Raw genomic sequence first — 24,989 nt, 5'->3', positions numbered from 1 at the left:
AAAAGGTACAAAACAAAAAGACGATGCAACTCAAATTGCATCGCCTTTTTGTTTAGTGAATCTTTAGAGAACTCTAAAAAATTGAAAGCTTTTAGAAGACTCGGCGAATAGAATAGCTTCCCGAGAACGCCCATGCCACAGGAGTTATCTGAGTACCCTGAGATGGGTTCAAAGCATTAACTACCTTGCCATTACCGATATAAATTCCAGCATGCATACTGTTAGCAATGATGTCGCCAGGCTTTGCCTCTGCAAGAGAAGAAACAGCAGTGCCGACAGTTGCTTGAGCGCCTGAAACGCGTGGCAATGAAATGCCATAATGTCCAAAGACATACTGCACAAATCCAGAGCAGTCCCAGCCCGATGGAGTAGTTCCGCCCCATACGTATGGAACCTTGCCAACGAAAGAATTCGCATAGTTGATGACGTCAGCAGCTGTACCTGTCGCCTCAGCGGAAGAGAAAGTTTGTGCGGAAGCTGCAGAGCTAGACGAGGAAGCTGCAGAGCGGGATGCAGCTGCAGTTGCAGCGGCGTGGCTTGACTTTGCTGAAGAGATAGCTTTATTTAACGCATCAATATCGGCGTTATATGTATCGACAGAAGTAGTAGTATCCTTCAAATGATCAGCTGCAGTATTCATTGCAGCGCCAAGCTGATCAAGTACAGCCTTAGATGCCGAAGTATAAGTACCATATGCTTGTTTCGCGGTCTCATACGCTGTGACAAGCTTGTCTCGAGAGGCAGTTTGCTCAGACGTCATCGAATATTGAACATTGATGTTTGAACTATCCGAGCTGAGAGACCACTCAGCGCCTTCGACCTTAGCGACTGTTGCAGTTTCTGTCGTTAAGTCTGTACGAGTCTGACTACGGGAGACTGCCGATGCCAGTGTAGTAGTTCCATTTGTGTTCGCAAGAGAAGGTGTAGCTCCGGTAGCCATAGCAGCAACAAGAACGGTAGACACAGCAATTGTGCCAATCTTGATAGCTTTCATATTACGGCTGATAGCTTGTGTAGCCTCGAACAAGGCACCTTTTGTGTTGAAAGGCGTGCGTGGTGTAGAAGCGGAGCTTACGCGATGCTTGCCTGTACTCAAAACGTTTCATCCCCTTAGGACGGTATCATGCCCAATATTCCTGAGTCTTGTGACCGTTGGTCGATTAGTTAAGTTTGTCCCTCACGTATACCAGCGTATAGTGCAAGTACAAACACACAGTTTCTTATATTAACACATACGCATACTAAATGCGAGAGATGCGAATTTTAGCAAGTTTTTGATGGAAGTGAAATGCGTACCTTATAGCATGTGCCTATGGTATTTGTTTGCCTATAGCGTTTGACAGTAACGAGAATCAGCGTATTCATTGCGAATACACGAGGGGTCTCGTGCATAAACTCCATGCTATGTACGAGACCCCTCATTAGCTCTCTAGCTAAGTTGAGGCTAGTAGTTTTACTTGTTTTATTTACCCGTTCAACCCGTCGAAATGTACCAGCTCGCCAGTATTCACATTTCGACAGTGAAACTATGGACGGAATATGCTCTTAACCTTCTCCCACATGCCAGCGAAGAAGCTCTTGATGCTGTCGAATACTCCCTTTTTCTTCTTCCCCGGGTGAGATTCCTCTGTAGAGAAATCAGAGTTAGTGCTCGAACTGGATTCTGCACTAGAGCTTGAATCTGCGGAAGATTCAGAAGATTCCGAGGAATCAGAAGAAGGGGAGGAAGATTCGACGGAAGATGACGATGCTGTACCTGGGGAAGCAGCATCTGTGTCACCAGTTGTCACACTAGGGGTGACGGGCTGGACGTCAGAGGTTTGCCCAGTCGTCGCTCCATGGACACTATCTGCCTCAGTGGCATCATCAGCAGACGCATATGTGATGGTGAGTTGACCTTGGTTGGATGCCGTGAAAGATATGCCAGACTTCGTGCGTGTTGCATCGACATCCATAGTGGTGCCGGTGACGTAATCATCGAATGTGGCAGACTTTACGGTCTTCCCCTTTGTCGTAGGGACTTTCCATACGCCAGTGGTTGCTGGTCCGTCGGTGACAAGTTTATACACGGTAGTGTTGCCCTTGTTCTTGCGAGACCATGCGAGAATTGTATCCTTTGGCTGTGAAGCGGTGAAGGATACGGAATTCTTCTTCACTGTGCGCTTTGCATACGTCACAATGACGGTTACTGTCTTAACTACCTTGTGCCCCGCAGAATCTACAGCTTCAATGGTTACTTGAGTATCTCCACGGGCAGGTAGAGTGAACGGGTCTACCGTTGCCTTGATGTCGTCATCGATGTCATCCTCAACCTTGATTTGCTTCAAAATTTGCTTAGTCAAGTCTTTGTTGTCCACGACCTCAATGCGGTCAGGAGCATTGATGACTGGTGGGTTATCAATGGTAAAGACACCGGAGTAATCTGTGCGGTTGCCTGCGAAGTCATCGGCGTATGCAGTGAGCACATGCGCGCCAGATTCGATGGTGTTAGGCAGCGTATAGGTGAGAGTTGTGGTGTCTGACGTTACTCGCGCAGTGGTGTCTGCATCCTTATGAGGAACATCTCCGTGGTAAGCGATACTTGCATTCGCATTTTCTACCGTTGGCGTCTGCTGAGCGCTTAGCTCTTTGCCGTCAAGCATAACCTTGAAGTTGTTTAAGTGCTCATCCTTTACGGTAACGGTGATTTTCTTACCTGACTCGAAAGTGTCTCCTGACTTCATGCCATCTACACTCAACGTTGGCTTCGTGACATCGGTGATGACAGGAATCTGCTGGAGGAAGTAACTCTCCATTTGATCCTGAGCGGCGAGGAAGACCTTGTCGCCATTCTTGACAGTGATATTCTTCGAGAACTTCTGAGTATTTCCTGCGGATGTTGGATCATCGATATTTACCCAGTCAGCGACGTTATCTCCGTTGATGGAGAAGTAGTAGCCGAATCCGCCTTCATCCCATACGGTGCCAGCAAAAGTGATATCTTGGCTGTTCTTCGTGATGTACAAGGCGCCATCGCGTGCGATAGTTGGAGTATCGAGCTGCCACTGCGGTGCAACAGTGTCGAATGCTAGTCGAATCGAGGAGTTAAGTACTTCTGTGCCATCGGTATCAGTGTAGCGGATGCCAAACTTAGTCAAGCCTTGATTGAGAGGGATTGGTACAGAGAATTTGTTGTGAGTATCAAGCTGTACTTCTGTGCCGTTGACGGTGAAGGATCCTGGCTTACGGTTGAATTGACCTTCATACATGTAGGTGTATGAACCATCAGCGTTCTTCTTCACATGTTTGTCGGAAGAACTGACGAAGACGTATTGATTGGATACATCTGCATCTGAGGTCAAGGTTAATGCGGCGTTGGACTCGTTTGCTGGGGAAACGCCCGCAAGCAGAATCGTTGCCAACGCGATATTTCCTCCGTCCGTAGCAGTTACAGTAACGCTCGAAGCACCGTGAGCAGGAGTAATGTCTGCAGTAAACTTTCCATCAACTACCTTGACTTCAGTAGTGCCATCAATAGTTACGGTGTTTACCTGTGCATGATCGTCTGAAACCTTACCTTCAACATGAAGCTTGCCATCTTTATCCACGGAGGCTGGCTGAGCTGCAGGAGCCGTTATCGTGATTTGCGGTGCTTTCCCGTCATAGGTAAAGGAATAGTGCTTCTCTGCAAGGACCTTGCCATTTGCATCGTAGGCATAGAGATCATCGTTATTTGAACCGTCGAAGACATCTACACTGATAGTGAAGGTGCCATCATTCTTAATTGTCCCCTCGACAGTACCAATCTTGATGGATTTTACTGTGTCACTGACGTGTCCCGTGAGAGTAAGTTTTCCATCTTTAATAGGGTACTGTGCATCAGACTTCGCGCCGGACATGGCGTAGACGGTACCATCTAAGAGTGCGTCGTTATCAACCTCAAGATCAGCATCAGCGATCATAAGACCTTGAGAAGTGATGTTCAAGGCATTATCTGCGATGGAGATAGAAGCATAATCTGCTCCAGATGGAATGGTGAGGGTATATGTACCGTCGCCATTGTCGACGCCTTTGACACTTTGAGCTTTCTTACCCCGTAATTGTGCAGCAACTTGGCGGATTCCGGAACGGTCATCAGTCCCCTTGACAAGCACCGTAGTGCTGCCATCATCGTTCTTTGTTTGAGATACTACGGAAAGCTGCGGCGCTACAGTGTCGACAACGAATGGGATATCCGTATATTGCCAATCGAAGTCGTCACTTAGTCGTGCGCGAATACGATATGTATAAGAACCATCTGCGACAGTGTCATACTGTGCTGTCTGAGGATTGTATACCGTACCATTCCAAGGCTGATCTGACAGTGCAGACATTTGAGTGCCTGGTGCATACGTCAGAATGTCACCCACGGTATTACGGCGAGCCTTGTTAATGCCTGCAAGTGTGCGCAGAACATTACTTTGCGCATCAAGAATTTGTGCATCAACACGGGAAGCATTGCGCAAAACTGCAAGCTTCGCAAAGATGGAATCACCCAAGCCATCACTATTAGGAGAGATAGCTACTGCACCGTCTTCCAGCTTAAGCTGGCTGCCAGCCACAGTGGTATACGCGGCGGTGTAGTAAGAACTATTGAGACCAGAATCAGCTAAGAATGGTTTTTGACCGTTGTATGCAGGCTGATCAATGATGCGCTCTTCATTCCAATTTCCTGCAAAGCCGAGATATGGAAGATTAATCTGTGGCACATTTTTCTTCGTGGACTGGAACTGTACCCATCCTTCTACCCAGTGATTACCTGAGTTGACGTTGAGAGTGTAGGATACTTCCGCGGTCTTTCCTGCAGCGATAGAAATCTTCTTCACGCTTGGGGTGATGGTCTCATTGGAGCAGCTCGTGGTTACTTTTTGCCCAGCAGTATGATCCTCGTTGACGACGCACGTGTGAGTGACGTTGTAGGTATACTTCTTGGAGCTGTTATTTGTCAGCTTGACTGTAAAGGTTGTAGATCCGTTGATTTGCTTTAGTCCAATAGTTGGCTCACCGTTGACAGTCGCCGTTACAGGAGTATCCATGGCGGCTTTAGTGTTGACTAGACCGGCGCCGATTTGACGAGGAGCGTAAGGAACGTTGTCGTTGTGGGTGAGGACCTGTGCAGTATTGGACAGCGCTATACGGTCATAGACGACGTCGTCGCCATCAGACGCCTTAGAATTCTTCTGACGAGCACGCTGAAGCATGAGTGCCTGAACGCCAGCTACGTGTGGTGCTGCCATAGAGGTACCAGACATGACTGTGTACTTATTGTCATTCTGCGTGGAGTACACGTTGCCACCGATGCCTGCAATTTGAGGCTTGAAATTCAAATCTGGAGTAGTGCCCCACGAGGTGAAAGTTGAAGGCTTAAGCGTACTAGGATTTGCAGCAAGCTTTCGCGAATTAGTGAAAGTAATGGTGGTCTTCTTACCAGTTTTAATCATGTCCTTAATTTTTTGACCGAAGGAATGACCTATCCACGTGCCAGGAATCTTCACGTCGTCGAGACCGGCCATGCTGACATTTTCATCGCCGCCAGCCTCGTGGTTGAAAACGACTACGCCGGTAGCGCCGGCTGCGATAGCGTTCTTGAACTTAGTGGCGAAGTCTAATGTGCCGCGTTCGATGAGAACGAAGTTACCCTTAACGTTGCTTCCTAGCTCTTCTGGCTTACCGATGCCGCCGTCGACGATTTCGTGCGGCTTTCCATCAGCTTCACCACTTTCCTGCATATAACTAAAATCTACAGTGGTCTCACCATTCGTTGCAGAGCCAGCAGTATTAGCGATAGTAGAGTTCTCAATAGAAGCGACAGACCACGCACTTTCTGCAGTGGAAGGAGAGCCGACTGTGCCGTCGTCCTGCATGCCTAATTCTTCTGTCTCATCTGTAGCACTCGAACCGTTGACACCTTCATTACCTGCAGATACGACGACCTCTACACCAGCCTTTCGAGCATTCGCAACGGCACGCTCTTCTGCAACATCGCGACCGCCTACTCCATTCGTCGATCCTAGTGACATGTTGATGATATCAGCGCCATGCTCAACGGAGCTTTCAATCGCGGCGATAATGTCGTCACCGTAAGCGCTCTTACCTTTGTTCTTTACATCATTGGAGAATACCTTCATGGCAAGGAGCTGTGCATTTGGAGCGATGCCGTTGATGCGACCATTCTTTTCAATGCTTGCATCTTTACCACCGTTTGCAGCGATGATACCTGCCACGTGCATGCCATGTTGCTCAGACTTCGAATCCTTGACGACACTATTATGATCGGCAAAGTTATAGCCGTAAGGAACTTTATTGGTAAATCCTGGAGCTGGCTTGAGAGCGGTCTTCACGCCTTCGTCTAGGCGCATATCTTGCTGATGAATGTCGATTCCTGTATCAATGACGGATACGACGACACCACTACCGTCCACACCATATGACTGTGCAGCAGCGCTTGAACCCGAAAGTTGCTTTGCAGTTTCCATCGTAGGGTAGTACTGCTGGACTTTTTGTACGTTGGCTACTCCAGGGATATGCGCGATTGTGTCGATATCATCTTGATCGACAAATGCGGAGAACCCCTTGATGAGTAGGCCGAACTTACGGCTTACTGTCACATTATTGACAGTGGACTTCACGGTGTTGATGACGGAGTCCACGGAGTTGATATTGGCAGACTTGTTTCCCCTTCCGTTTGGCTGTCCAGTCAAAGTGACCATTACTTTAACGCGATCGTGCGCATGCTCGACAGAATAATCCGTGCTGGTTAGATTGGTAAGCGGGGCAGCGTTCGCCACACCTGCACCTGTCGCCAGCATGAACGCAGCAGCCACGAGAGCGATTGCTTTATTCAGCGGTTTCTTCATATGTTTCTCTATTTTCTCTAATTTCTCTTGTTTGTTGAGATGCGGACCGTAAGGTCCTATAGGTTAGTCTAGAAAAAAACGCGGCACTGTATATAGTGTCTAGGCTAAAAATAAGTGCTACAGATAGTGCTTTTTGTTCATATATTGCATAATTATGCATAGAATTGAATATAGTAGTGAGTTAAATTTGTATATCGTTGCCAAATTTAAAGAGGAAAATTTTCAGAAAAAATATTGTGCACTGTTCACTATGTAAACAACTGTGAGGCGGACAACACGGAATGATTATGCGGTAAAGGGGCTATGGCATAATAAGAAAGATTTAGATTTATTGCTTGATTTAACGATTTTGAATAGGTGATTGTAGTGGCACAAACTTCAAACGATATTAAGAATGGTTCCGTTATTAATCTCGATGGTAAATTGTGGACCGTTATTGAATTCCAACATGTGAAGCCAGGTAAAGGTCCGGCTTTCGTGCGTACCAAGATTAAGGAAGTTTTGACGGGTAAGATTGTTGATAAGACTTTCAACGCGGGTATGAAGATGGAGTTTGAGACTGTAGATAATCGTACTCTTCAGTACTCTTACAAGGATGGCGATAATTTCGTCTTCATGGATATGACAACCTACGACCAGGTATATATCCCAGAGACACTTATCGGTGATCAGGAAAAGTTCCTTCTTGAAGGTACCGATTGCATCGTATCCTTCCATGAAGGTAATCCACTGTCTGTTGACCTTCCTGCATCTGTTATCTTGACAGTTGCTCACACGGAACCGGGCCTTCAGGGGAACCGTTCTTCTGCAGGTACAAAGCCTGCAACGATGGAGACTGGTGCGGAGATTCAGGTTCCGCTCTTCATTAATGAGGGAGACCGCCTGAAGGTGGATACCCGTACTGGTGACTATCTCGGTCGCGAAAACTAAGAGCAGGTAGGAACAACTCACTGATGGCTCGTTCCACTGCACGTAAGCGTGCGCTGAATACACTTTTTGAGGCTGACGTTAAGGGGCAGGAGATTTTGTCTCTCCTTGATGAACGCATTGCGTATCCTGGCGCACAGACACCGCTTCCTGAGTATGCTATCGAAATCGTTCGTGGTGTAGCGCACCATCGCCGTACCATTGATAAAGCGATAGGAGATACGCTGAACTCGTGGGAAGTAAAACGTATGCCTGCTATCGATCGCAACCTTGCACGTATGGCGACGTGGGAGATTGTCTATAATGACGAGATTCCTACGGGAGTTGCAATTGATGAGGCTCTTGCACTTGCAAAGACTCTAGCTGGCGAGGAAACTCCAGATTTTCTTTATGGTGTTTTGAGCACTATAGAAAAGAAATCTAATGACATTCGTCAGGAAGAAATTCAGTGGCAAGAAGAGCGTGCTGCACAAGCTGCAGTCCAAGAAGCAGATAGTCGCGTGAGTGAAGGTGATTCTGCTGATGCCGCTGATAAAGATGTTACTGAAGTAACTGAGGAGAAAAATTTCTCCGATATCTCAATTCATGATTTTCATGATGCGCCATCTTCAATTCCGGTGGATAATAATTCTGATGATTATCCTGCGGATGAAAGTGGTGTGTCGTCCGCTCAAGGGAAATAGACCGACACCTAACACCAGGAGGCACGTGTGAATCCTCAAGATTCGGCATTGTTTAGTTCAGATAGTTTTTCCGTTCGAGATGCCGTTCTGGTGTTAGAGGATGGCAACGTCTACGTCGGTCGCCCTTACGGCGCCTTAGGCACGACGACAGGTGAAATCGTTTTTTCGACAGCGATGACCGGCTATCAAGAGACTTTGACGGATCCGTCGTACGACCGTCAGATTATCGTACAGACATTCCCTCATATCGGAAATACTGGCGTCAATAGTGAAGATCCGGAGTCCTCACGTATATGGGCTGCTGGATATGTCGTCCGTGAACCTGCCACTCAAATCTCTAATTGGCGTGCAGAGCGTACACTTGACGACGATTTAAATACATACGGTATCGTTGGCATAGCTGACATCGATACGCGAAAGCTTGTGCGACATTTGCGCTCAGCAGGTGTAATGCGTGCCGGCATTTTCTCTGGGGAGTCCTTGGTAGATGAGTCAGGTCAGCTCAAGCGCATTTCCGATTTGCTTAATGTGGTGACGTCGTCTGTACATATGGCGGGCTTGAACCTTTCCGAAGAAGTATCAACGAAAGAAACGTATGTTGTAGAACCTCAAGGAGCGTTTGCTGGCAAGGAGCCTTTGTACACTGTTGCATCCGTCGATCTTGGGGTAAAAGCAATGAGCCCGTATCGTATGGCAGAGCGCGGTTGCCGTGTCTATGTCATGCCTTCTACTACTACATATGACGATATTGTCGCGATAAACCCTGACGGCGTATTCTTCTCCAACGGTCCAGGAGATCCTTCTACGGCAGACTTCGAGGTCGAGCAATTGCGCAAAGTTCTGGATACGGAGATTCCATTCTTTGGCATTTGCTTTGGCAATCAGCTACTTGGACGTGCACTCGGTTTTGGCACATATAAGCTCAAATTTGGACATCGTGGTGTCAACCAACCGGTTCAAGATTTGACGACAGGCAAAGTTGAAGTCACTGCTCATAACCACGGCTTCGCAGTTGATGCCCCCAAGGGAGAACCTGTACCAAGCCCATATGGTGGTGGACATTATGGTCGTGTGCAAGTCAGCCATGTTGATCTTAATGATGACGTGGTAGAAGGGCTGCAGTGTCTCGATATCCCTGCATTTTCCGTGCAGTATCATCCAGAAGCAGCTGCTGGTCCTCATGATGCAGCGTATCTCTTTGACCTGTTTATCGACATGATGAAAAATAATAAGGTATCTCGTCACTAACGTTGTCGCAATAGAAGGGAATTCCTATGCCAAAGCGCACAGACATCACATCCGTTATGGTCATTGGTTCCGGTCCTATTGTGATCGGTCAAGCAGCTGAGTTCGATTACTCGGGTACACAAGCATGCCGAGTACTCCGTGAGGAAGGTGTACGCGTCATCCTCGTCAACTCGAATCCAGCAACCATCATGACCGACCCAGAAATGGCAGATGCCACATATATCGAGCCGCTTTCTGTGCCTATTCTTGAACGTATTATCGCGAAAGAACGTCCAGATGCACTCTTGCCTACACTTGGTGGTCAGACAGCGCTCAATGCTGCCATCGCTTTAGGCAACGCTGGGGTGCTTGAGAAGTATAACGTCGAACTGATTGGTGCCTCGCTAGAAGCAATAGACCGTGGCGAAGATCGTGAACTTTTCAAGAAAGTCGTCGAAGAAGCAGGCGGTGACTCCGCTCGCTCCTTTATCGCGCATTCCATGGAAGAGGTGGAACACATTGTCAACGATGAACTGGGATATCCGGTTGTCGTGCGACCATCGTTCACCATGGGAGGATTAGGCTCTGGTATCGCTCGCAATCTTGAGGATTTGCATCGTATCGCTGGTGCTGGTCTTCATTACTCTCCAACCCATGAGGTCTTGATCGAGGAAGGACTCGAGGGCTGGAAAGAGTATGAGCTCGAACTTATGCGCGACCGCAAGGACAACGTCGTCGTTGTCTGTCCGATCGAAAATGTAGATCCTGTCGGCGTTCATACGGGTGATTCTATTACCGTTGCACCGGTCTTTACATTAACCGATCGTGAATATCAGAGACTGCGCGATATTGGTATCGCAATTATTCGTGGTGTAGGTGTCGACACTGGCGGTTGCAATATACAGTTCGCTGTCAATCCAAAGAATGGTCGTATCGTCGTTATCGAGATGAATCCGCGTGTATCACGCTCGTCTGCACTTGCTTCGAAGGCGACTGGTTATCCAATTGCAAAGATTGCTGCAAAGCTTGCGTTGGGCTATACCTTGGATGAAATTCAGAACGACATTACTGAGACTACTCCTGCAAGTTTTGAACCGACTATTGATTACGTCGTCACGAAGATTCCTCGCTTTGCGTTTGAGAAGTTCCCTGGCGCCGACCCAACGCTTACTACGTCTATGAAGTCGGTCGGCGAGGCGATGGCACTTGCGGGTAATTTCCAAGAGTCCCTCGGCAAAGCTATGAGATCCATTGATAAGCGCAATTCTGGCTTTAATTGGGATGGTCCAGTGCCAACGAAGGAGGAAGTGGCTGACCTTCTCGAAGCTATCAAGATTCCTACAGAGCATCGCTATCTCCAGCTTATGCGCGCCATCTGGGGCGGTGCTACACTGCAGCAAATCTTTGATGCGACAAAAATTGATCCATGGTTCATAGACCAACTCTTGCAAATTAATGCCACGGCGTGTGAAGTACAGGTAGCGGAAGCTCTCGGACCACAACTTCTTACGAAGGCAAAGAAAGCAGGGCTTTCCGACGTGCAAGTTTCTCATTTACGAGGACTTGGTGATCAAGGCGAGGACGTCATTCGTGAGCTGCGTATGAATTACGGTATCCGACCTGTGTATAAGACGGTAGATACGTGCGCAGCAGAGTTTGATGCTGTCACGCCATACTATTACTCTACATACGCCTCAGAAACTGAACTCAAGAAACGTGACCGTGAGGCAGTGATTATCTTAGGATCGGGACCAAACCGCATTGGTCAGGGTATCGAGTTTGACTACACGTGTGTTCACGCTGTACAGGAACTGGGCAAGACCTATGACACGATTATGGTCAACTGCAATCCAGAGACTGTGTCTACTGATTACGATATCTCCGACCGCTTATACTTTGAACCACTGACCTTCGAAGATGTATTCGAAATTTATAAGGCAGAGCTTAAGCAGGGACCTGTCAAGGGTGTCATCGTTCAGCTCGGTGGTCAAACTCCGTTGTCGTTGGCTGCTCGCCTCAAGGCTGCTGGTGTGCCGATTTTGGGAACTACTCCTGAATCCATTGATTTGGCAGAAAACCGTGAGCTCTTCGGTGAAGTCTTGGAAGAGAAGCATTTGAATGCTCCTCGCTATGGCACGGCTCTCTCTATGGACGAAGCACTCAGTGCTGCACATTCCATCGGCTATCCGGTACTCGTGCGCCCATCTTATGTCCTCGGCGGACGTGGCATGGAGATTGTCTTTGAAGACACTCAGCTGAAGGAATATGTCGATCGCGCATTGAGGCAAGCTCAGGCGGACCGTGTGGTTTCTGGCCGCCTAGCATCTCCTCTGCTGATTGATAAGTTCCTCTCCGATGCTATCGAAGTGGATGTCGATGCACTCTATGATGGCAAGGAACTGTACGTTGGCGGCATTATGGAGCATATCGAGGAAGCTGGCGTGCACTCTGGTGATGCGGCATGTGTGCTCCCACCGAATACGCTGTCTGACAATCAGATCCAGCGTCTGCGTGATGCTACTCTTGCAATTGCTGAGGGGGTGGGAGTACAGGGTCTTATCAATGTGCAGTTTGCTTATATGAGCAATACGTTGTACGTCATTGAAGCAAATCCACGCGCATCCCGCACAGTTCCATTTGCATCGAAGGCGACCGGTACGGCTCTTGCAAAGGCTGCTGCCCGTGTCATGGCTGGCGAGACCATAGAGGATTGTCGCAAGCTCGGACTGCTTTTACCAGAGGGTGATGGCGGGGATATTCGCCCAGGACAGCCGGTAGCAGTTAAGGAAGCTGTTCTGCCATTTAAGCGTTTCCGTACTGAAGCAGGGAAGACTGTCGATGTGATTCTCGGTCCAGAGATGCGTTCGACAGGTGAAGTTATGGGATTCGATCGTGACTTCCCTCATGCTTTTGCAAAGAGCCAAATTGCTGCATATGATGGCGGTTTACCAACTGGTGGAAACGTTTTCATCTCTGTAAATGATACTGATAAGCGTCAGCTCCCACTTATGGCTACCCGCCTGCGCGAGCTTGGCTTCAAGCTTTTCGCTACCGAGGGTTCAGCATCTGTGCTTCGCCGTTACGGTATGGAAGTTCAAGTCGTGGATAAGCTCACACGTGATGTCCGCACAGGTGACATGAAGCAAATAACCGTCCCAGGCTCGCTGGGCAAGAACGTCGTGGACCTCATTGAAGAAGGCAAGATTGATCTCATTCTCAATACGCCAAGTTCACGATCGTCGCGTGCAGATGGTTACTCCATTCGCGCAGCGGCAATTGCAGCTGATCTTCCTCAGTTCACTACTGCGACTGAGTTTATGGCGGCTTTGGTAGCGATTGAGGCTGTTAAGAAGGATGACTACGACATTGCTTCTATTCAGGAGCATGCTCAGCGTTTGCATGAACTCGATCGACAGAATGCATAATGTATAAGGTTCAGCCTTAAGAAGACGAGGAGCGCTGTTCGGCCGTGTGAAACGGAGACGGCGCTCTTTGATTTTATTGTGTAACGATTTTATTATGCAACGTGCGGCGAGAGTGACTCGTCCTGCGCATCGTCTTCTCCAAAGAAGTAGTCACGCATATCCGGCACATCGCCATCGTGATACTTGTGGTAGAGGTGTCTAAACTCGGCTCGGTGCTTAAGGCGAATCGTATATCCTTCAAGACGTTGAGACTCCAAGAATGCTGCGTTTTCTTGGGTTTGCTTCTTGATAAGCTTTCGCATTTCGTCGCGTTCTTGCGGATCTTCAATAGCATCGAGTCTGCGAATGATACGTTTTTTAGCAATCTCACGATACATCGCGGCGCGTTCACGCTCTTTGATAAGATGCTCATGCATAATGGTACGAATGTCATTCGGTGAGTGAGCGATTTCAGAAATTGCCTTAATAGGCTCAGCATCGACGACCTTATAAGTGATCTGCCCGATGAGAGGCATGAGGAATACAGTCACGGCTCCTGCGGCTACAAGAACCGACGCGGTGTCGGTACTTATAATCTTGTGATTTGTCGCTATTCCAGTGATTGCTACGATGAGAGGTAACGCTGTAGTGGAGTAGAAAGCCACAGATAAACGATTGTGCCACGTAAGGCGTTTATCTGGATCTTTCTCTATCGACAGTGACACGATGATAGGTACAGCGCGGACTACGACAAGTGCCACGATGAATATGATGAGTAATCCAGGGTTACGTATGACAGCCTTGAGATTAATTCCCGATCCCGAGACGATGAAGAATAGCGGAATGAAGAATCCATATGCAGTACCTTCGAGCTTCGTCATCAGTGATTCATTCTCTTGCTTCGTCAGGAAACGTAAGATGAATCCAGCAGCGAAGGCACCAAGAACGATATCAATGTCAAAGATAGAAGAGAATGCCACAAGCAGAATCAAAATAAGCATCGTGATACGAAACATAGTTTGTGAATTGGATTCTGCGCGTTCTTCGATGAATCGGTAGATACGGTTGCCAGTTTGAATCGCGCGACCACCCACTACGGCAATCCATATGCATAGGAGAAGCATTGCAAGAAGAATGACAGCAGTAGCCCATGCCTGGCGAGTAGAGAGAAGAATTGCCACAGCGATGACTGTCGCCAGTTCGCCCCATGTACCATATGCGAGGATAAGATCTCCTACTCGGGTGCCGAGTAGACCATTGTCCTTAAGAATCGGCATGAGTGTGCCGAGTGCGGTAGTCGTCAGCAGTAATCCAGTAGCTATCTTACCTTGTGAACCGCTTGCGATTTGTGGAAGGATGAAAGCTACGGCAATGCCGAGAACGAGTGTAAACCCCCACGTGATAAGACCTCTTCTTCCGTCTTTGCTGGTCAGCGACCGAGGACTGATTTCATAGCCTGCTAAGAGGAAGAGAAATGCGCATCCTAAGTCTGAGAGGACTATAATAGACTCTGAGCTACTACGAATAATGCCGAACATGTGTGGTCCTAGGAGGGCGCCAGCAGCTATGAGAAGCACCGTTTCTGGCACGAACTGTTTTGGAATAAGTCGTGCGATAAGCGGAACCACCGCTGCAATTGCTGCAATAACTGTTAATGAGATAAATGTTTGAGTCACGAAAGTAAACCTCTGTATCTTCTTGTTGTGTTTATTCTACCGTGTATATCTGGTAATGAGCTGGATTGAGGAAATTCGTTCGTGAGCTTAGCGTATCGTAATTGGTATGACTGAAAAAGCTTCACTCGATACTATCGCTCACAAGAATAAGCTCGTTGTTCTCGCTGGCCCTACGGCTGTCGGCAAGGGGACGGTCGAGGCTAAGCTTTTTGAATCGCACCCTGATATTTGGCTTTCCGTCTCCGCGACAACACGTGACCCTCGACCAGGTGAGGTAGACGGCGTTAATTATTACTTTATGACAGAAGAAGAATTTTTAGCTAAAGAAAAACGCGGCGAGTTCCTCGAAACCGCGCTTGTGCATGGCATGAATCACTATGGAACTCCCGCTCAGCCTGTTCGAGAGCATTTAGCCGCGAGGATTCCTTCCATGCTGGAAATTGATGTGCAGGGAGTGCACAAAGTACGCGCTCGTGCGGCAGAGCTTGGCATTGATCCCATTTTCGTGTTCCTCGCGCCTCCAAGTTTTGAAGAGCTTGAAGCTCGCTTGAAAGGACGCGGTACAGAAACCGAGGAACAGCAAAAGCGTCGCTTGGAAACTGCTAAGCATGAGCTAGAGCTTCAAAGCGAGTTCGATGTGATCATCGTCAATGACGAAGTTGAGCGGGCAGCTGCAAAGCTATGGACTGTCTTTGAACATGCGATGGGGAAGTAGCAAGATTTCAATCTTGCTGAAGCAGCAGTGACTGCTGGAACTTTACTATTTCTTTTACATCCTCAAGGTAGACTGCGTGCTCAAGAAGATAGCGGAAAATGGATATGCCGTTGAGGGTGAAGAGTTCTTGACGGATGTCTGGTATGACAATCTTCAGTTCCGCTTGCGCTCCTTGAATTGCCATGTGAAGTGCTTCTGAGATAATTTCTCTGATTTTTTCATCAATCCATGGAACCTCGAGAAGTAATCGAAACTGGTGTTTGTGCGGATAAATAACCTGAATTGTCAAATTAATTGTTGCACTCGCGAGTTGGAAGAAAACAGGTCATTGATATTGCGGTGAATTGCCACAAACAACAGGAAAGAAAATATTCAATGGTCTATTTTAGACTCGACCATAACGATTAAATCGGTAACCCAGAAACTCATTTTGCATTGCATGGGAATATTACAGGATTTACTGGAGACTATGTGATGGAATAGAGACTATAAATTCTCATAGCGCGTCCACATGCTCAATATATAGATGGTTCCTTCATAATGCGTTTCGTCTATGCTGACTGGGGCTAAAACAACTTCGTAGACAAGACGATGCTGAAGGTTAATTCTCTTAGAATACATTCCAGTGAAATTGTCTACAAGAGCTTCGTACCGAGGAGCTGTATGAAACGGGTCTTCAGAGAGTATAGATAAAAGCTGCTTTGCTTTTTATCTAGCTCGAACGACTTGAGTTTATTAGCATCTTTTCCTGCTTGCTTTGAATATTTAAGAAGGAACATGAGCGTTATGCTTCCTACCATTCAAGCTCGTCGTCGGTAAGATAGTCGGTGCGAATTTCGTTTCGAGTTTTCATGAGCGTTTCTGACATTCTAGGAACATTCATAAGATAAAGAGTCTCTTGAATCGCTTCCCAGTCATCTTCACCGATGAGGACGGCACTTTTCCCTTTTGTGGAAGTGATTGTGATTGGGGCGTTCTCGGTATTTACTTCATTGATGAGATTGTAAATATCTTTACGCGTGACGATAACGGTTACGGTATGCATGACAAATCCTCCTCAAAAATACGTTATCTCAGTTTACGCATACGTTAGTGCGTACGTTAAGTATGTTGTTGGGAACGATGGGATAGGAAATTTTGTCACTTATAACTGTCAGAATGCCTTACTTTTCGATTTTTGTCAGTTATAAGTGGCATAACTTTGCTAAATATGCTATTTTGTCAGTTATAAGTGTCAATTCTTAATAAAAGACTAAGCGGGTGAAGTGCAGTGATTAATCGCGAAATTTATATGTCTCGAATTCGTCCGTTTATCAATAACGAACTTATCAAGGTACTTACAGGTTTCAGGCGTTCAGGAAAGTCCGTTATGTTGGATTTGATTAAGCAGGAACTCATAGCACAGGGAGTGCGGCGTGACCAGTTTATTTCATATAATTTTGAACAGATGAAATATGCTCATCTCCTCGATGCACAAGTCCTTTATGATGATTTGCAAGAACGTATTTCACACATTGATGGGGAAGCGTATCTTTTCTTTGATGAAATTCAGGAAGTAGAGCAGTGGGAGCGGTGCATTAATTCATGTCGCGTGGATTTTGACTGCGATATTTATGTAACGGGGTCGAACGCACATTTACTTTCGAGCGAATTAGCAACATACCTTGCAGGTCGCTATGTAGAGTTTGATATTTACCCTTTTTCTTTTGCAGAGTTTCTTGACGCACTTGCTCAATCAGGCAATCCTATGAGTGAAACTGAAGCGTTTCGAAAATATGTCATGCTTGGCGGTATGCCATTTCTTAGCCGTATGGTTGATGACGAAGACTCTAGTCTGCAGTATCTTAATGATATTTACAGTTCGGTTGTACTGAAAGATATTATTGCACGGAACAATATTCGCGATGTTGATTTGTTGGAGCGCATCATCATGTATGTGCTTGCGAATGTGGGGCATACGTTTAGCGGAAATACAATAGCAAAGTACTTTAAGAGTGAAGGACGTTCTGTTTCTCGCGAAACAGTTCTTAACTATGTAAATGCGTGTTGTGATGCTTTTTTGCTTTATAAGGTAAAACGCGAGGATCTCGTTGGTAAAAAAATTCTGAGTGTTAATGAAAAATATTACGTGGTTGATCATGCTTTGCGAGAGGCGGTGTATGGATATAACGAGAGAGATATTGACCAGACTCTTGAAAATATTGTTTACATGGAACTCCTTCGCCGAGGATATACGGTAACGATTGGCAAAGCGGGGCAGCAGGAGATTGATTTTGTTGCTGCAAAAAATAAGCAAAAAATTTATGTACAGGTTACATATTTGCTAGCGAGTGAGGAAACTGCGCAACGTGAATTTGGGGCTTTCCAGCCCATTGCTGACAATTTTCCTCGATATGTCGTTTCAATGGATGAATTTGATATGAGTCGAAATGGCATAAAACACAAGAATATCCGCGATTTTCTGCTTATGAAATCCTACGAATAGGAAGGGAAAGCATGACTTGTGCGCCGCCATTGGAGACATTACTGAGCGTTACAGAACCCTCCATATTCCTCATAGATTGAGTGGCGGATGACAAACCGACTCCTTGGTGGTCCCCGGCATCGGACGTCTTGGCGTATGACCATTCTGTCGCATGTACAAGCGCATCAGGAGAGAAACCAGTTCCGTTGTCGGTGATTGTGAGAGTTATCTCCGAGTTATGTTGTATAAGGTCAAATTCGAGAGACACAGCAAGCGAAGTCTGGTCGGGTGTGTGAGCATGATCGCGAGAATTAGACAGGATATTCAAAAGAATTCTTTGCCATACAAGAGTATCTACCCGCACTGTTGCGTGGAGATTAAGTGGAACAGAACTTCGAACTATGGAGAGTTTGATATGAGATGCTGTGCAAAATTGCGAGACTTCACGCATAGTTAGCTCGATGAAATCTTCTATAGAAATCTCTGTAAGAGCTAATTTTGTGTGATTCAAATGAGAAACATAAGCATTCATCGTATCTACAGAAGAAAGAATGGCAGTAATGTACGCGCGCTGTTCATCTGTGAGGTTGGTTGTCTCTAGGAGTTCAGCATTTCCGCGAGCGATGGTAAGCGGAGTTTTCATATCGTGTGTGAGTGCTTGAACGTGTTTTCGTTGGTTTTCCTCCATCGCGTACTGTGTGTTAAGAGAGTCCTTAAGAGAACCTCGCATGGTCCCGAATGCATGTAAAGTCTGAGAAACTTCTTTTATGGAACTGTTGGCAAGAGGTGCGTCAAGATTGCGCCCCTCAATGTGCTTTGCAAAAGTTGTAAATTTTGAAAGTTCTTTCTTTAACAGACGTGCTTGACGAGCGCTGATAAGAATAATAGCAAGTCCAATACCTCCGAAAGTGAAAGCGTCAATGAAAAGTTCTGCAGAAGGAAGCAAATCTCGAAGCTTCCTATCCATGAACCTTGCTTCGACAGAGTAGGTGAGTACTACAAAAGAGCCGTGCTCGGTAGTTGAGCAGACAGCTTTTTGATCTGTACTACTCGTGAGGTCTACGCTCGAAAGTTTTGTAGACGTACAGGCTTGCGTAAGAGCCGACTTAGCATCGGTTGTATTCATATCTGTGCGCACAATAGTGCGTGAAGAATTAGCAATCACAAAATGATAGGCTGCAGGAATGTTACGAGTTTTTAGCTGAGAGTCCGTTAGCGATGATAATTCTCGGGAAAGAGAAGAGACATTTTTTTCTCCCCAGTTTGCTGGGTAGATGATGGTTCCTATAGGACCGTAAAGTGTAAAAAATAAAATGATAGCAACAGAAATCAGCATGTACACGGCATACTTCGCCATAAAGAGTGCCAGTGGGTAGGTGATAGTTTTTCGAGGTTTTTCTGGAGCCTGCATCATTACGCTGTCCACCTGTAGCCAACTCCCCACACTGTAGTGATCGGAGAGAGATTGAATTTCTTAAATTTTGCGCGCAGATTACTGACATGCATGGCGATGGAACTATCATCTGAAAATTCGAGAAGCTCTGCTAATTGCTCACGCGAGAAAGTAGCAGATGGGTGTGTGGCAAGATATTCAAGAATTGCCCACTGTGTAGTAGTAAGAGAAATCTTTTGCTCAGTAGCTCCAGAGATGCTAACTTCTTGTGTGATGATATCAATGTGAATGCTACCAAAGCTTAGAACATTATGGGTGTTTCGTTGTGCGCGCTCGCTGCGGCGGATATGAGCCTCAACTTTTGCGAGTAATTCTGCCATGGAGAAGGGTTTGCGTATATAGTCATCTGCTCCACTTGCATACCCTGTAAGAGCATCATCTTCTGTTACTTTTGCGGTGAGGAAAATGATAGGTGCAGCTGTGGAATCGCGAATACTTCGCACAAGCTCAAAGCCATCTTTATGAGGCATCATCACGTCGCATAATATCAGGCTGAAGCTGGAAATATCTGTGCTGGATATGCGTCGAGAATCGTTGAGCACAGTTACTGCATATCCAGCTTTGGAGAGCATGGTCATCAGCATCGAGGTAATAGCCACGTCATCGTCAATAACGAGTATGTGATGTTGGTGCAAAGCATTACTCACTAAAATTCACGTTTCCTATCTTCGTATGAACCTATCCATACACACAGTATAGCGGTGAGAATGAGTACAGAAGCGAGCGCAATCCCTGTATGGGTAAGTAATGGTTGTAATGAAACGTGTGCGTTGATTCCGTGCTCAAGCGCTAAGCTTCCCATACGTGTAGGCCATGCCATAGGAAGCGCATAGACGATTGTTGGGCTCTGGGCAGCAGTTAATTGTCTGCTCACCAATCCGTGTGCAAGTCCGCCTAAAGATAAGATAGCGATGGCGGATAGCACTGCTCCAATGGCAATTGTCACATTTCTTCCAAGCTTAAGTGCGCTCCACAAAGCAAAAGGATAGAGGAGAAGGCTCCCCAGCCACAAGACCACACAAGAAAGTGTAAGAGAAGATAGTGAAGGGATATCTCGACCATAACCGCTGAGTATTCCAATAAAGATTGCATAGCAGGCGGCGAGCGTAGCTAACCCGAGCAGGGCGTAAGCAAAGAGTTTCCCCAGCATGCTGAGCGCTCGAGAAGGAGCCGCAAGGAGAGTGGTCAATTCGCCCGCTTGGCGTTCAATTTCTATATCAAAAGCTATTACGATGCATATGGCAAGTGGCATGAGTGCACCTAAAGTCTGCACATACGCATCGGTTCCCATGAGTGGATTCCATGGAGATACAGCGAAATAGAATCCGCACAGAAGTGGAAGAATAAGTGCGCTTGTAATGTGAAACCAGAGTAATGGGCTTCGGTGGAAGCGCACTATTTGCGATTGAAGCGTTCCCCACAATGTCATTACTTCACCTCCACACGTGCGTACCAGTGTGCACAAACCGTTACAAGAAGTGCTGCAAGCGCAATCGAAATTCCTATGCCGGTTAAGCACTGCCATGATGTGAGCGCAAAAGTGTACCCCTCGATGAGCTCTCCTGAAGGAAGAACATGAATGAGCGGCTGCATGACTCTACCCAGAGCGCTCGATGGAATCGCCCACCAGAATCGACTATTCCAAAGTGCGATGTAGAGCGCAATGTGCTCAAGAGCAGGAATTACAATACCTACGAGCACGTTGACTACTGTAGTGAGGATGAGTGTGAGAGGAACGATCCATGCTGTCATCACAGTCATAAGAAGAGTTGCAGTGAGTTCTTCAATAGTAGTTGGTCCATGTGAGCCCAGTGCAAGTGCGATGGTAGAGAGTACTGCAATTTCGCAGTTTGAAAGTAGCGTAAGAAGCCACACGTAGATATTTTTTGCAAGAAAGATATGTGCCTTATTTACAGGCAGTCCTGCAACTGCACGCATTCCAATTTTTGTTTCCCAATATGCGCAGCTTGAAGCTATGAGGCAGAGGGTTATGGGTAAGAGCAAGGAATACCAGTAATTCCACAAAAGTGTAGGCATAATGCCAAAGCCTCCCACGCCTGTGAGTACAAGAGTAGGAATACCTAGGATAAGTGGCATGAGAAGGGCAAGTTTGAGTGGTGTATTTCTGTGCCCTTTAAGAAACTCAGCGCGTACAGCAGTCGCGATAGGCAGATAGTATGAAGTCTTCATGTCGTTTTCTTTCTTCTTAGCGATTCTGCAGTGATGCCGTGTGAGCTTCTCGTACAGAGCTCATAAAAATCTGCTCAAGATCCATATCTTCGGTGAGTGTAGATTGATGAACAAGGCACCCCTCAGCAATAATTCCCACATAGTTAGCTACTTTAGAAATTTCTGACAGGATGTGACTAGAAATAATCACGGTAATTCCTTGAGCTGGGAAAGATTGAATAAGCCTACGCAAATCTTCAATACCCACAGGATCGAGGCCGTTCGTTGGCTCATCAAGAATGAGAAGATGAGGATGAGTAAGAAGTGCAAGAGCAATTCCCAAGCGCTGTTTCATGCCTAGCGAGAACTGACCTACTTTCTTTGAACCGGTTGTCGTAAGATCCACGGTCTTGAGAACCTCGTCGATGCGTTGCTTGTCAATTCCGAGAAGAAGCGCGCGGACTTCAAGATTTTCGCGTGCGGTTAAATGGGCGTAGAGTGCAGGCTGCTCAATGAGCGAGCCGATAGTATAGAGGTCGTCACGAGTCCAATTGTGTCCTTGAACTTCAATGCTGCCACTCGTAGGATGAATCATGCCGGCAATCATCTTGAGCGTGGTAGATTTTCCTGCACCATTTGGCCCGAGAAGACCGTAAATAGACCCCTCAGGGACTTCAAGATTCAGAGATGAGACTGCAATTTGTTTTCTAAACTTCTTCACAAGATTATGAGTGCGCAGAGCGTAATCCATTTTTCCTCCTTGTAGTGCTTACAATGCTTGCGACGTTTATGGCGCCGTAGATGGGTGATTCTGATTTATGAGAATAGGAGGAGTTTTTAAAGGTGTTTAAAGAAATATGCAGACCATGCACTGACAGGAACTGTAAATCTTTTCGTGAGCTTCATATCGAGCCTAGTCGGCTACTGTTTTATAAACTCACCGATGAAATACTTGACTGTTTATCTACAGGAACAGGCTCACACTCAAATTTTTTCTAAAAAATAAGCGTTATCCCTGGGGTAGGAGGTAACGCCTATGGGGTATGCATTTTGATTATGGATTCAGCCGCCTGTTGAGCTCGCGTACTTTTGCGCGGTAGATGAGCATGTTAATTCCCCAGATAATGAGGTAAATCACTGTAAAAATAATCATAAAGTTTATGGCGTTGCTCCATGAAATGCTATACCAGCCCGTAGCAAAAGCGATGAGTATGGAGCAAATGCTCGTGATGATGAAATGGATAAAAGTTGTTGCTGTGATTCCGAGGTTCCATGGGTTCTCTGCGAAAAGCCAGTAGCTGCTGAGTGAAAACACTACTCCCATGAGCATCCAAAGGACTGCGCTCATGATGAAAGCGACAAGTACGGAAGAAAAGTGTGATGTCCACGTAGGGCCACTTGGCAAGAGAGTTGTGAAGTTTCCGGCGGACGCGTTAAAGATAATGCACATCCAAAATCCGATAAAAATCCCAGCGATTGCTCCAAACATCGTTGCTCTAAGAGAAGAAATGAGTACCTTTTTCATGGTGATTTCCTTGATGTAAATTGTGAAATTTGAAAAGTTGAGAATGCGATTATAAGTGTGAGATAAGGCGCGATTTAATAACATTGACGTAGCGAGACGATACTTTGACTTGAGAACCATCGCGTAGTCGTGCTGCGTAACTGCCAGCAAGATTTGCATCAAAGCGGACAAGTGCATGCATGTTGATGATAGCGCTGTTGCTCACGCGGACGAATTGTTGACTGTCGAGTTTTGTATCAAGCATTTTTAAGGTGAGGTTTACCTGCCAGTCTTGCCTATTGTGACGCGCGAAGATTTTCTTGTGAGAAGCATAGAAATAAGTAATACTCGACACGGGGAGGACAGAACCGTGTGAATGATAGGTGCCGGAAATCATGTCTAACGGTATATGAAGCAAGTGTGAGCTATCTGTGGATAGTTCTTTGAGAATATGCAGTGCAGTCTCAACTTCTTGTGTGCGTTCTTGAGCTATAATAAGCGCGATAGGCTCAATCGCTGCGTTGGATTGTTGAAAGCTAACCTTCATTTTTTCTCCTTTCTGGTGTACTACTTAAACTGTAAGGTGTAGCAGGAGGTAGTGCTAGTTTGACACGATGGATTGCGTGAAAGTAACGATACTTGACACGAATATGCTGACGGTTCTATTCATGCTAGGCTCAAGTAGGAAATACATTGTATATAGGCTGTAACTGTCGCAAAGGAGTATCATGAGCAGTAGAAAATTGTTGAAAAAACAGCGAGCTACGCTTAAAGATGTAGCAGATGCAGCTGGTGTTTCTACTGCAGCGGCATCTTTAGTCCTCAATGATAAACCAAATCGCTTTACCGAAGAAACTCGTGAATCTATACGCCATGCAGCTCAAGAGCTTGGATATGTCCCTAATCAATCCGCACGAAGCCTTGCAACTCAGTCCTCAAGTCTTTTCGCACTTATCATTCCAGATATTGAAAATCTGTTTTTTGCTTCTCTCGCAAAGCATATAGAAGATGAATGCCGTAAATTAGGATATTCTCTTCTCATCGTTGATACGGGGGAGAATGCTAAGGAGCAAAATGCGGCTATCAAACGTATGATTCAGCTGGGTGTTGACGGCTTGTTTATGGTTCCAGCTTATGGAAGTCCGCGTGATGTCACGCATCTCGAAGCTGCTCTAGAATCAGCCCAGTTCCCTGTGATTTTTATCGATAGGTACTTCACAGGCGTACATATGTCTCTGAGAGAAGTACGATGGGATAGCTTTGCGTATGATCATGTTCGTGGTGGTATGCTTGTCGCAGATTTGCTTGCTGATTTAGGTCATACAAACATCGGAATTATAGGTCCGCATGTCTTCGAAGATTACGCTGACTCTGCTCGTTTTGACGGTTTTATCCGTCAACTCAGTTCGCGCGGTATCGTTGTCAATTCCGCTGTAGTAAAAACTGGTCCGTATAGCGTTTCGACAGGCTATGAGTATGCAGATGACTTAATTGATAAAAATGTTACTGCGGTTTTTTGTGGGAATGATTTAATAGCGTTGGGCTTTATGCGCAGATTAGGTGAGCGTGGGCTTAGCGTGCCTGAAGATATGTCTGTAGTTGGCTATGACGATGTCATGAATTCCTTCGGTTTAGATTTCAAACTCACTACAGTACGTCAGGATGTCAACACGCTCGCACAAGCAGGTATGAGTAAAATGATGAAACTTCGAGAGGGAAGCCTCACTCAGAAGAAGTCTAGACAGGCGAAAACTCAAGAAGATGCGAACGTTGCAGAAGTTACTCTTCTCATGCCACAAATCGTTCGACGTGGAACTGTTGCTCGTCTAAAAGACTGAACACGCGAGCTTTCGTTGAAAAATTGTCATGTGATGTGATATTCTTAACACATG

At 46.3% G+C, this 24,989-nt stretch carries 19 protein-coding genes and 1 pseudogene; 7 read left to right on the top strand and 13 right to left on the bottom strand.

The window, feature by feature from the left end; all coding sequences use genetic code 11:
* Window positions 1-91: 91 nt before the first annotated feature.
* Both ACFQY8_RS06190 and ACFQY8_RS06185 read right to left on the bottom strand, forming a co-directional pair.
* Complete coding sequence (locus ACFQY8_RS06190) at window positions 92-1,096, bottom strand: C40 family peptidase (protein WP_377939019.1); 1,005 nt, start codon at window positions 1,094-1,096, stop codon at window positions 92-94.
* 430 nt (window positions 1,097-1,526) lie between these two features.
* Entirely contained in the window at window positions 1,527-6,875 is a 5,349-nt protein-coding gene (locus ACFQY8_RS06185; RefSeq protein WP_377939018.1) for a S8 family serine peptidase, read from the bottom strand.
* Window positions 6,876-7,241: 366 nt separating this feature from the next.
* On the opposite strand from ACFQY8_RS06185, the gene efp reads away from it, so the two are divergent.
* Genes efp through carB form a run of 4 tightly spaced genes read left to right on the top strand, consistent with a single transcriptional unit; the run spans window position 7,242 to window position 13,137 of the window.
* Entirely contained in the window at window positions 7,242-7,805 is a 564-nt protein-coding gene (gene efp / locus ACFQY8_RS06180) for an elongation factor P (RefSeq protein ID WP_377939017.1), read from the top strand.
* A 23-nt stretch (window positions 7,806-7,828) separates the two neighbouring features.
* A complete protein-coding gene (nusB, locus tag ACFQY8_RS06175) occupies window positions 7,829-8,485 on the top strand; it encodes a transcription antitermination factor NusB (protein WP_377939016.1) in 657 nt (218 codons plus the stop codon).
* Window positions 8,486-8,512: 27 nt separating this feature from the next.
* Window positions 8,513-9,733 carry a glutamine-hydrolyzing carbamoyl-phosphate synthase small subunit gene (carA, locus tag ACFQY8_RS06170; protein WP_377939015.1) on the top strand — a complete coding sequence of 407 codons (1,221 nt, stop codon included), beginning with the start codon at window positions 8,513-8,515 and terminating at the stop codon, window positions 9,731-9,733.
* Between the two features lie 26 nt (window positions 9,734-9,759).
* On the top strand, window positions 9,760-13,137 hold the full coding sequence (gene carB, locus ACFQY8_RS06165) for a carbamoyl-phosphate synthase large subunit (RefSeq protein WP_377939014.1): 3,378 nt from the start codon (window positions 9,760-9,762) through the stop codon (window positions 13,135-13,137).
* A 92-nt stretch (window positions 13,138-13,229) separates the two neighbouring features.
* Here carB and ACFQY8_RS06160 read toward each other — a convergent pair whose 3' ends face one another.
* Entirely contained in the window at window positions 13,230-14,792 is a 1,563-nt protein-coding gene (locus ACFQY8_RS06160) for a cation:proton antiporter (protein WP_377939013.1), read from the bottom strand.
* A gap of 106 nt (window positions 14,793-14,898) precedes the next feature.
* Between ACFQY8_RS06160 and gmk the strand changes: the two genes are divergently transcribed.
* Window positions 14,899-15,507 (top strand): guanylate kinase, encoded by a 609-nt coding sequence (gene gmk / locus ACFQY8_RS06155; protein WP_377939012.1) that lies wholly within the window; start codon window positions 14,899-14,901, stop codon window positions 15,505-15,507.
* A 7-nt stretch (window positions 15,508-15,514) separates the two neighbouring features.
* Here the strand turns inward: gmk and ACFQY8_RS06150 are convergent, their stop codons facing one another.
* The 3 genes and pseudogenes from ACFQY8_RS06150 to ACFQY8_RS06140 form a co-directional block, all read right to left on the bottom strand.
* Window positions 15,515-15,691, bottom strand: coding sequence for a hypothetical protein (locus ACFQY8_RS06150; protein WP_377939011.1), 177 nt, complete (start codon window positions 15,689-15,691; stop codon window positions 15,515-15,517).
* A gap of 302 nt (window positions 15,692-15,993) precedes the next feature.
* Window positions 15,994-16,203 (bottom strand): annotated as a pseudogene (locus ACFQY8_RS06145) (type II toxin-antitoxin system YoeB family toxin); the annotation flags it as partial.
* Window positions 16,204-16,300: 97 nt separating this feature from the next.
* Complete coding sequence (locus ACFQY8_RS06140; RefSeq protein WP_377939010.1) at window positions 16,301-16,552, bottom strand: type II toxin-antitoxin system Phd/YefM family antitoxin; 252 nt, start codon at window positions 16,550-16,552, stop codon at window positions 16,301-16,303.
* Window positions 16,553-16,798: 246 nt separating this feature from the next.
* On the opposite strand from ACFQY8_RS06140, the gene ACFQY8_RS06135 reads away from it, so the two are divergent.
* Window positions 16,799-17,992: an ATP-binding protein gene (locus ACFQY8_RS06135; protein WP_377939009.1), complete on the top strand. Its 1,194-nt coding sequence runs from the start codon at window positions 16,799-16,801 to the stop codon at window positions 17,990-17,992.
* On the opposite strand, the gene ACFQY8_RS06130 is transcribed toward ACFQY8_RS06135, so the two are convergent.
* The 7 genes from ACFQY8_RS06130 to ACFQY8_RS06100 all read right to left on the bottom strand — a co-directional run bounded on the left by ACFQY8_RS06130 (window position 17,973) and on the right by ACFQY8_RS06100 (window position 23,644).
* Window positions 17,973-19,397 carry a sensor histidine kinase gene (locus ACFQY8_RS06130; protein ID WP_377939008.1) on the bottom strand — a complete coding sequence of 475 codons (1,425 nt, stop codon included), beginning with the start codon at window positions 19,395-19,397 and terminating at the stop codon, window positions 17,973-17,975. The genes ACFQY8_RS06135 and ACFQY8_RS06130 overlap by 20 nt on opposite strands.
* On the bottom strand, window positions 19,385-20,071 hold the full coding sequence (locus ACFQY8_RS06125; protein WP_377939007.1) for a response regulator transcription factor: 687 nt from the start codon (window positions 20,069-20,071) through the stop codon (window positions 19,385-19,387). Before ACFQY8_RS06125 ends, ACFQY8_RS06130 begins: the two co-directional genes overlap by 13 nt.
* Window positions 20,071-20,853 carry an ABC transporter permease gene (locus ACFQY8_RS06120; protein ID WP_377939006.1) on the bottom strand — a complete coding sequence of 261 codons (783 nt, stop codon included), beginning with the start codon at window positions 20,851-20,853 and terminating at the stop codon, window positions 20,071-20,073. The genes ACFQY8_RS06125 and ACFQY8_RS06120 overlap by 1 nt, the downstream gene beginning before the upstream one ends.
* Window positions 20,853-21,614 carry an ABC transporter permease gene (locus ACFQY8_RS06115; RefSeq protein ID WP_377939005.1) on the bottom strand — a complete coding sequence of 254 codons (762 nt, stop codon included), beginning with the start codon at window positions 21,612-21,614 and terminating at the stop codon, window positions 20,853-20,855. The genes ACFQY8_RS06120 and ACFQY8_RS06115 overlap by 1 nt, the downstream gene beginning before the upstream one ends.
* A 16-nt stretch (window positions 21,615-21,630) precedes the next feature.
* Window positions 21,631-22,344, bottom strand: a complete 714-nt coding sequence (locus tag ACFQY8_RS06110; protein WP_377939004.1) for a lantibiotic protection ABC transporter ATP-binding protein — start codon at window positions 22,342-22,344, stop codon at window positions 21,631-21,633.
* Between the two features lie 303 nt (window positions 22,345-22,647).
* A complete protein-coding gene (locus tag ACFQY8_RS06105; protein ID WP_377939003.1) occupies window positions 22,648-23,118 on the bottom strand; it encodes a DUF3021 domain-containing protein in 471 nt (156 codons plus the stop codon).
* Window positions 23,119-23,167: 49 nt separating this feature from the next.
* Window positions 23,168-23,644 carry a LytTR family DNA-binding domain-containing protein gene (locus tag ACFQY8_RS06100; RefSeq protein ID WP_377939002.1) on the bottom strand — a complete coding sequence of 159 codons (477 nt, stop codon included), beginning with the start codon at window positions 23,642-23,644 and terminating at the stop codon, window positions 23,168-23,170.
* Window positions 23,645-23,825: 181 nt separating this feature from the next.
* On the opposite strand from ACFQY8_RS06100, the gene ACFQY8_RS06095 reads away from it, so the two are divergent.
* The gene (locus ACFQY8_RS06095; RefSeq protein ID WP_377939001.1) at window positions 23,826-24,935 is read left to right on the top strand and encodes a LacI family DNA-binding transcriptional regulator; all 1,110 of its coding nucleotides are present in this window, start codon (window positions 23,826-23,828) and stop codon (window positions 24,933-24,935) included.
* Window positions 24,936-24,989: the final 54 nt, after the last annotated feature.

Origin of the sequence: Alloscardovia venturai, assembly GCF_042676605.1 — a bacterium.
Taxonomy (GTDB): domain Bacteria; phylum Actinomycetota; class Actinomycetes; order Actinomycetales; family Bifidobacteriaceae; genus Alloscardovia; species Alloscardovia venturai.
Note: the sequence above shows the minus strand (reverse complement) of the source record. Positions and strands in the feature narration are given on the sequence as shown.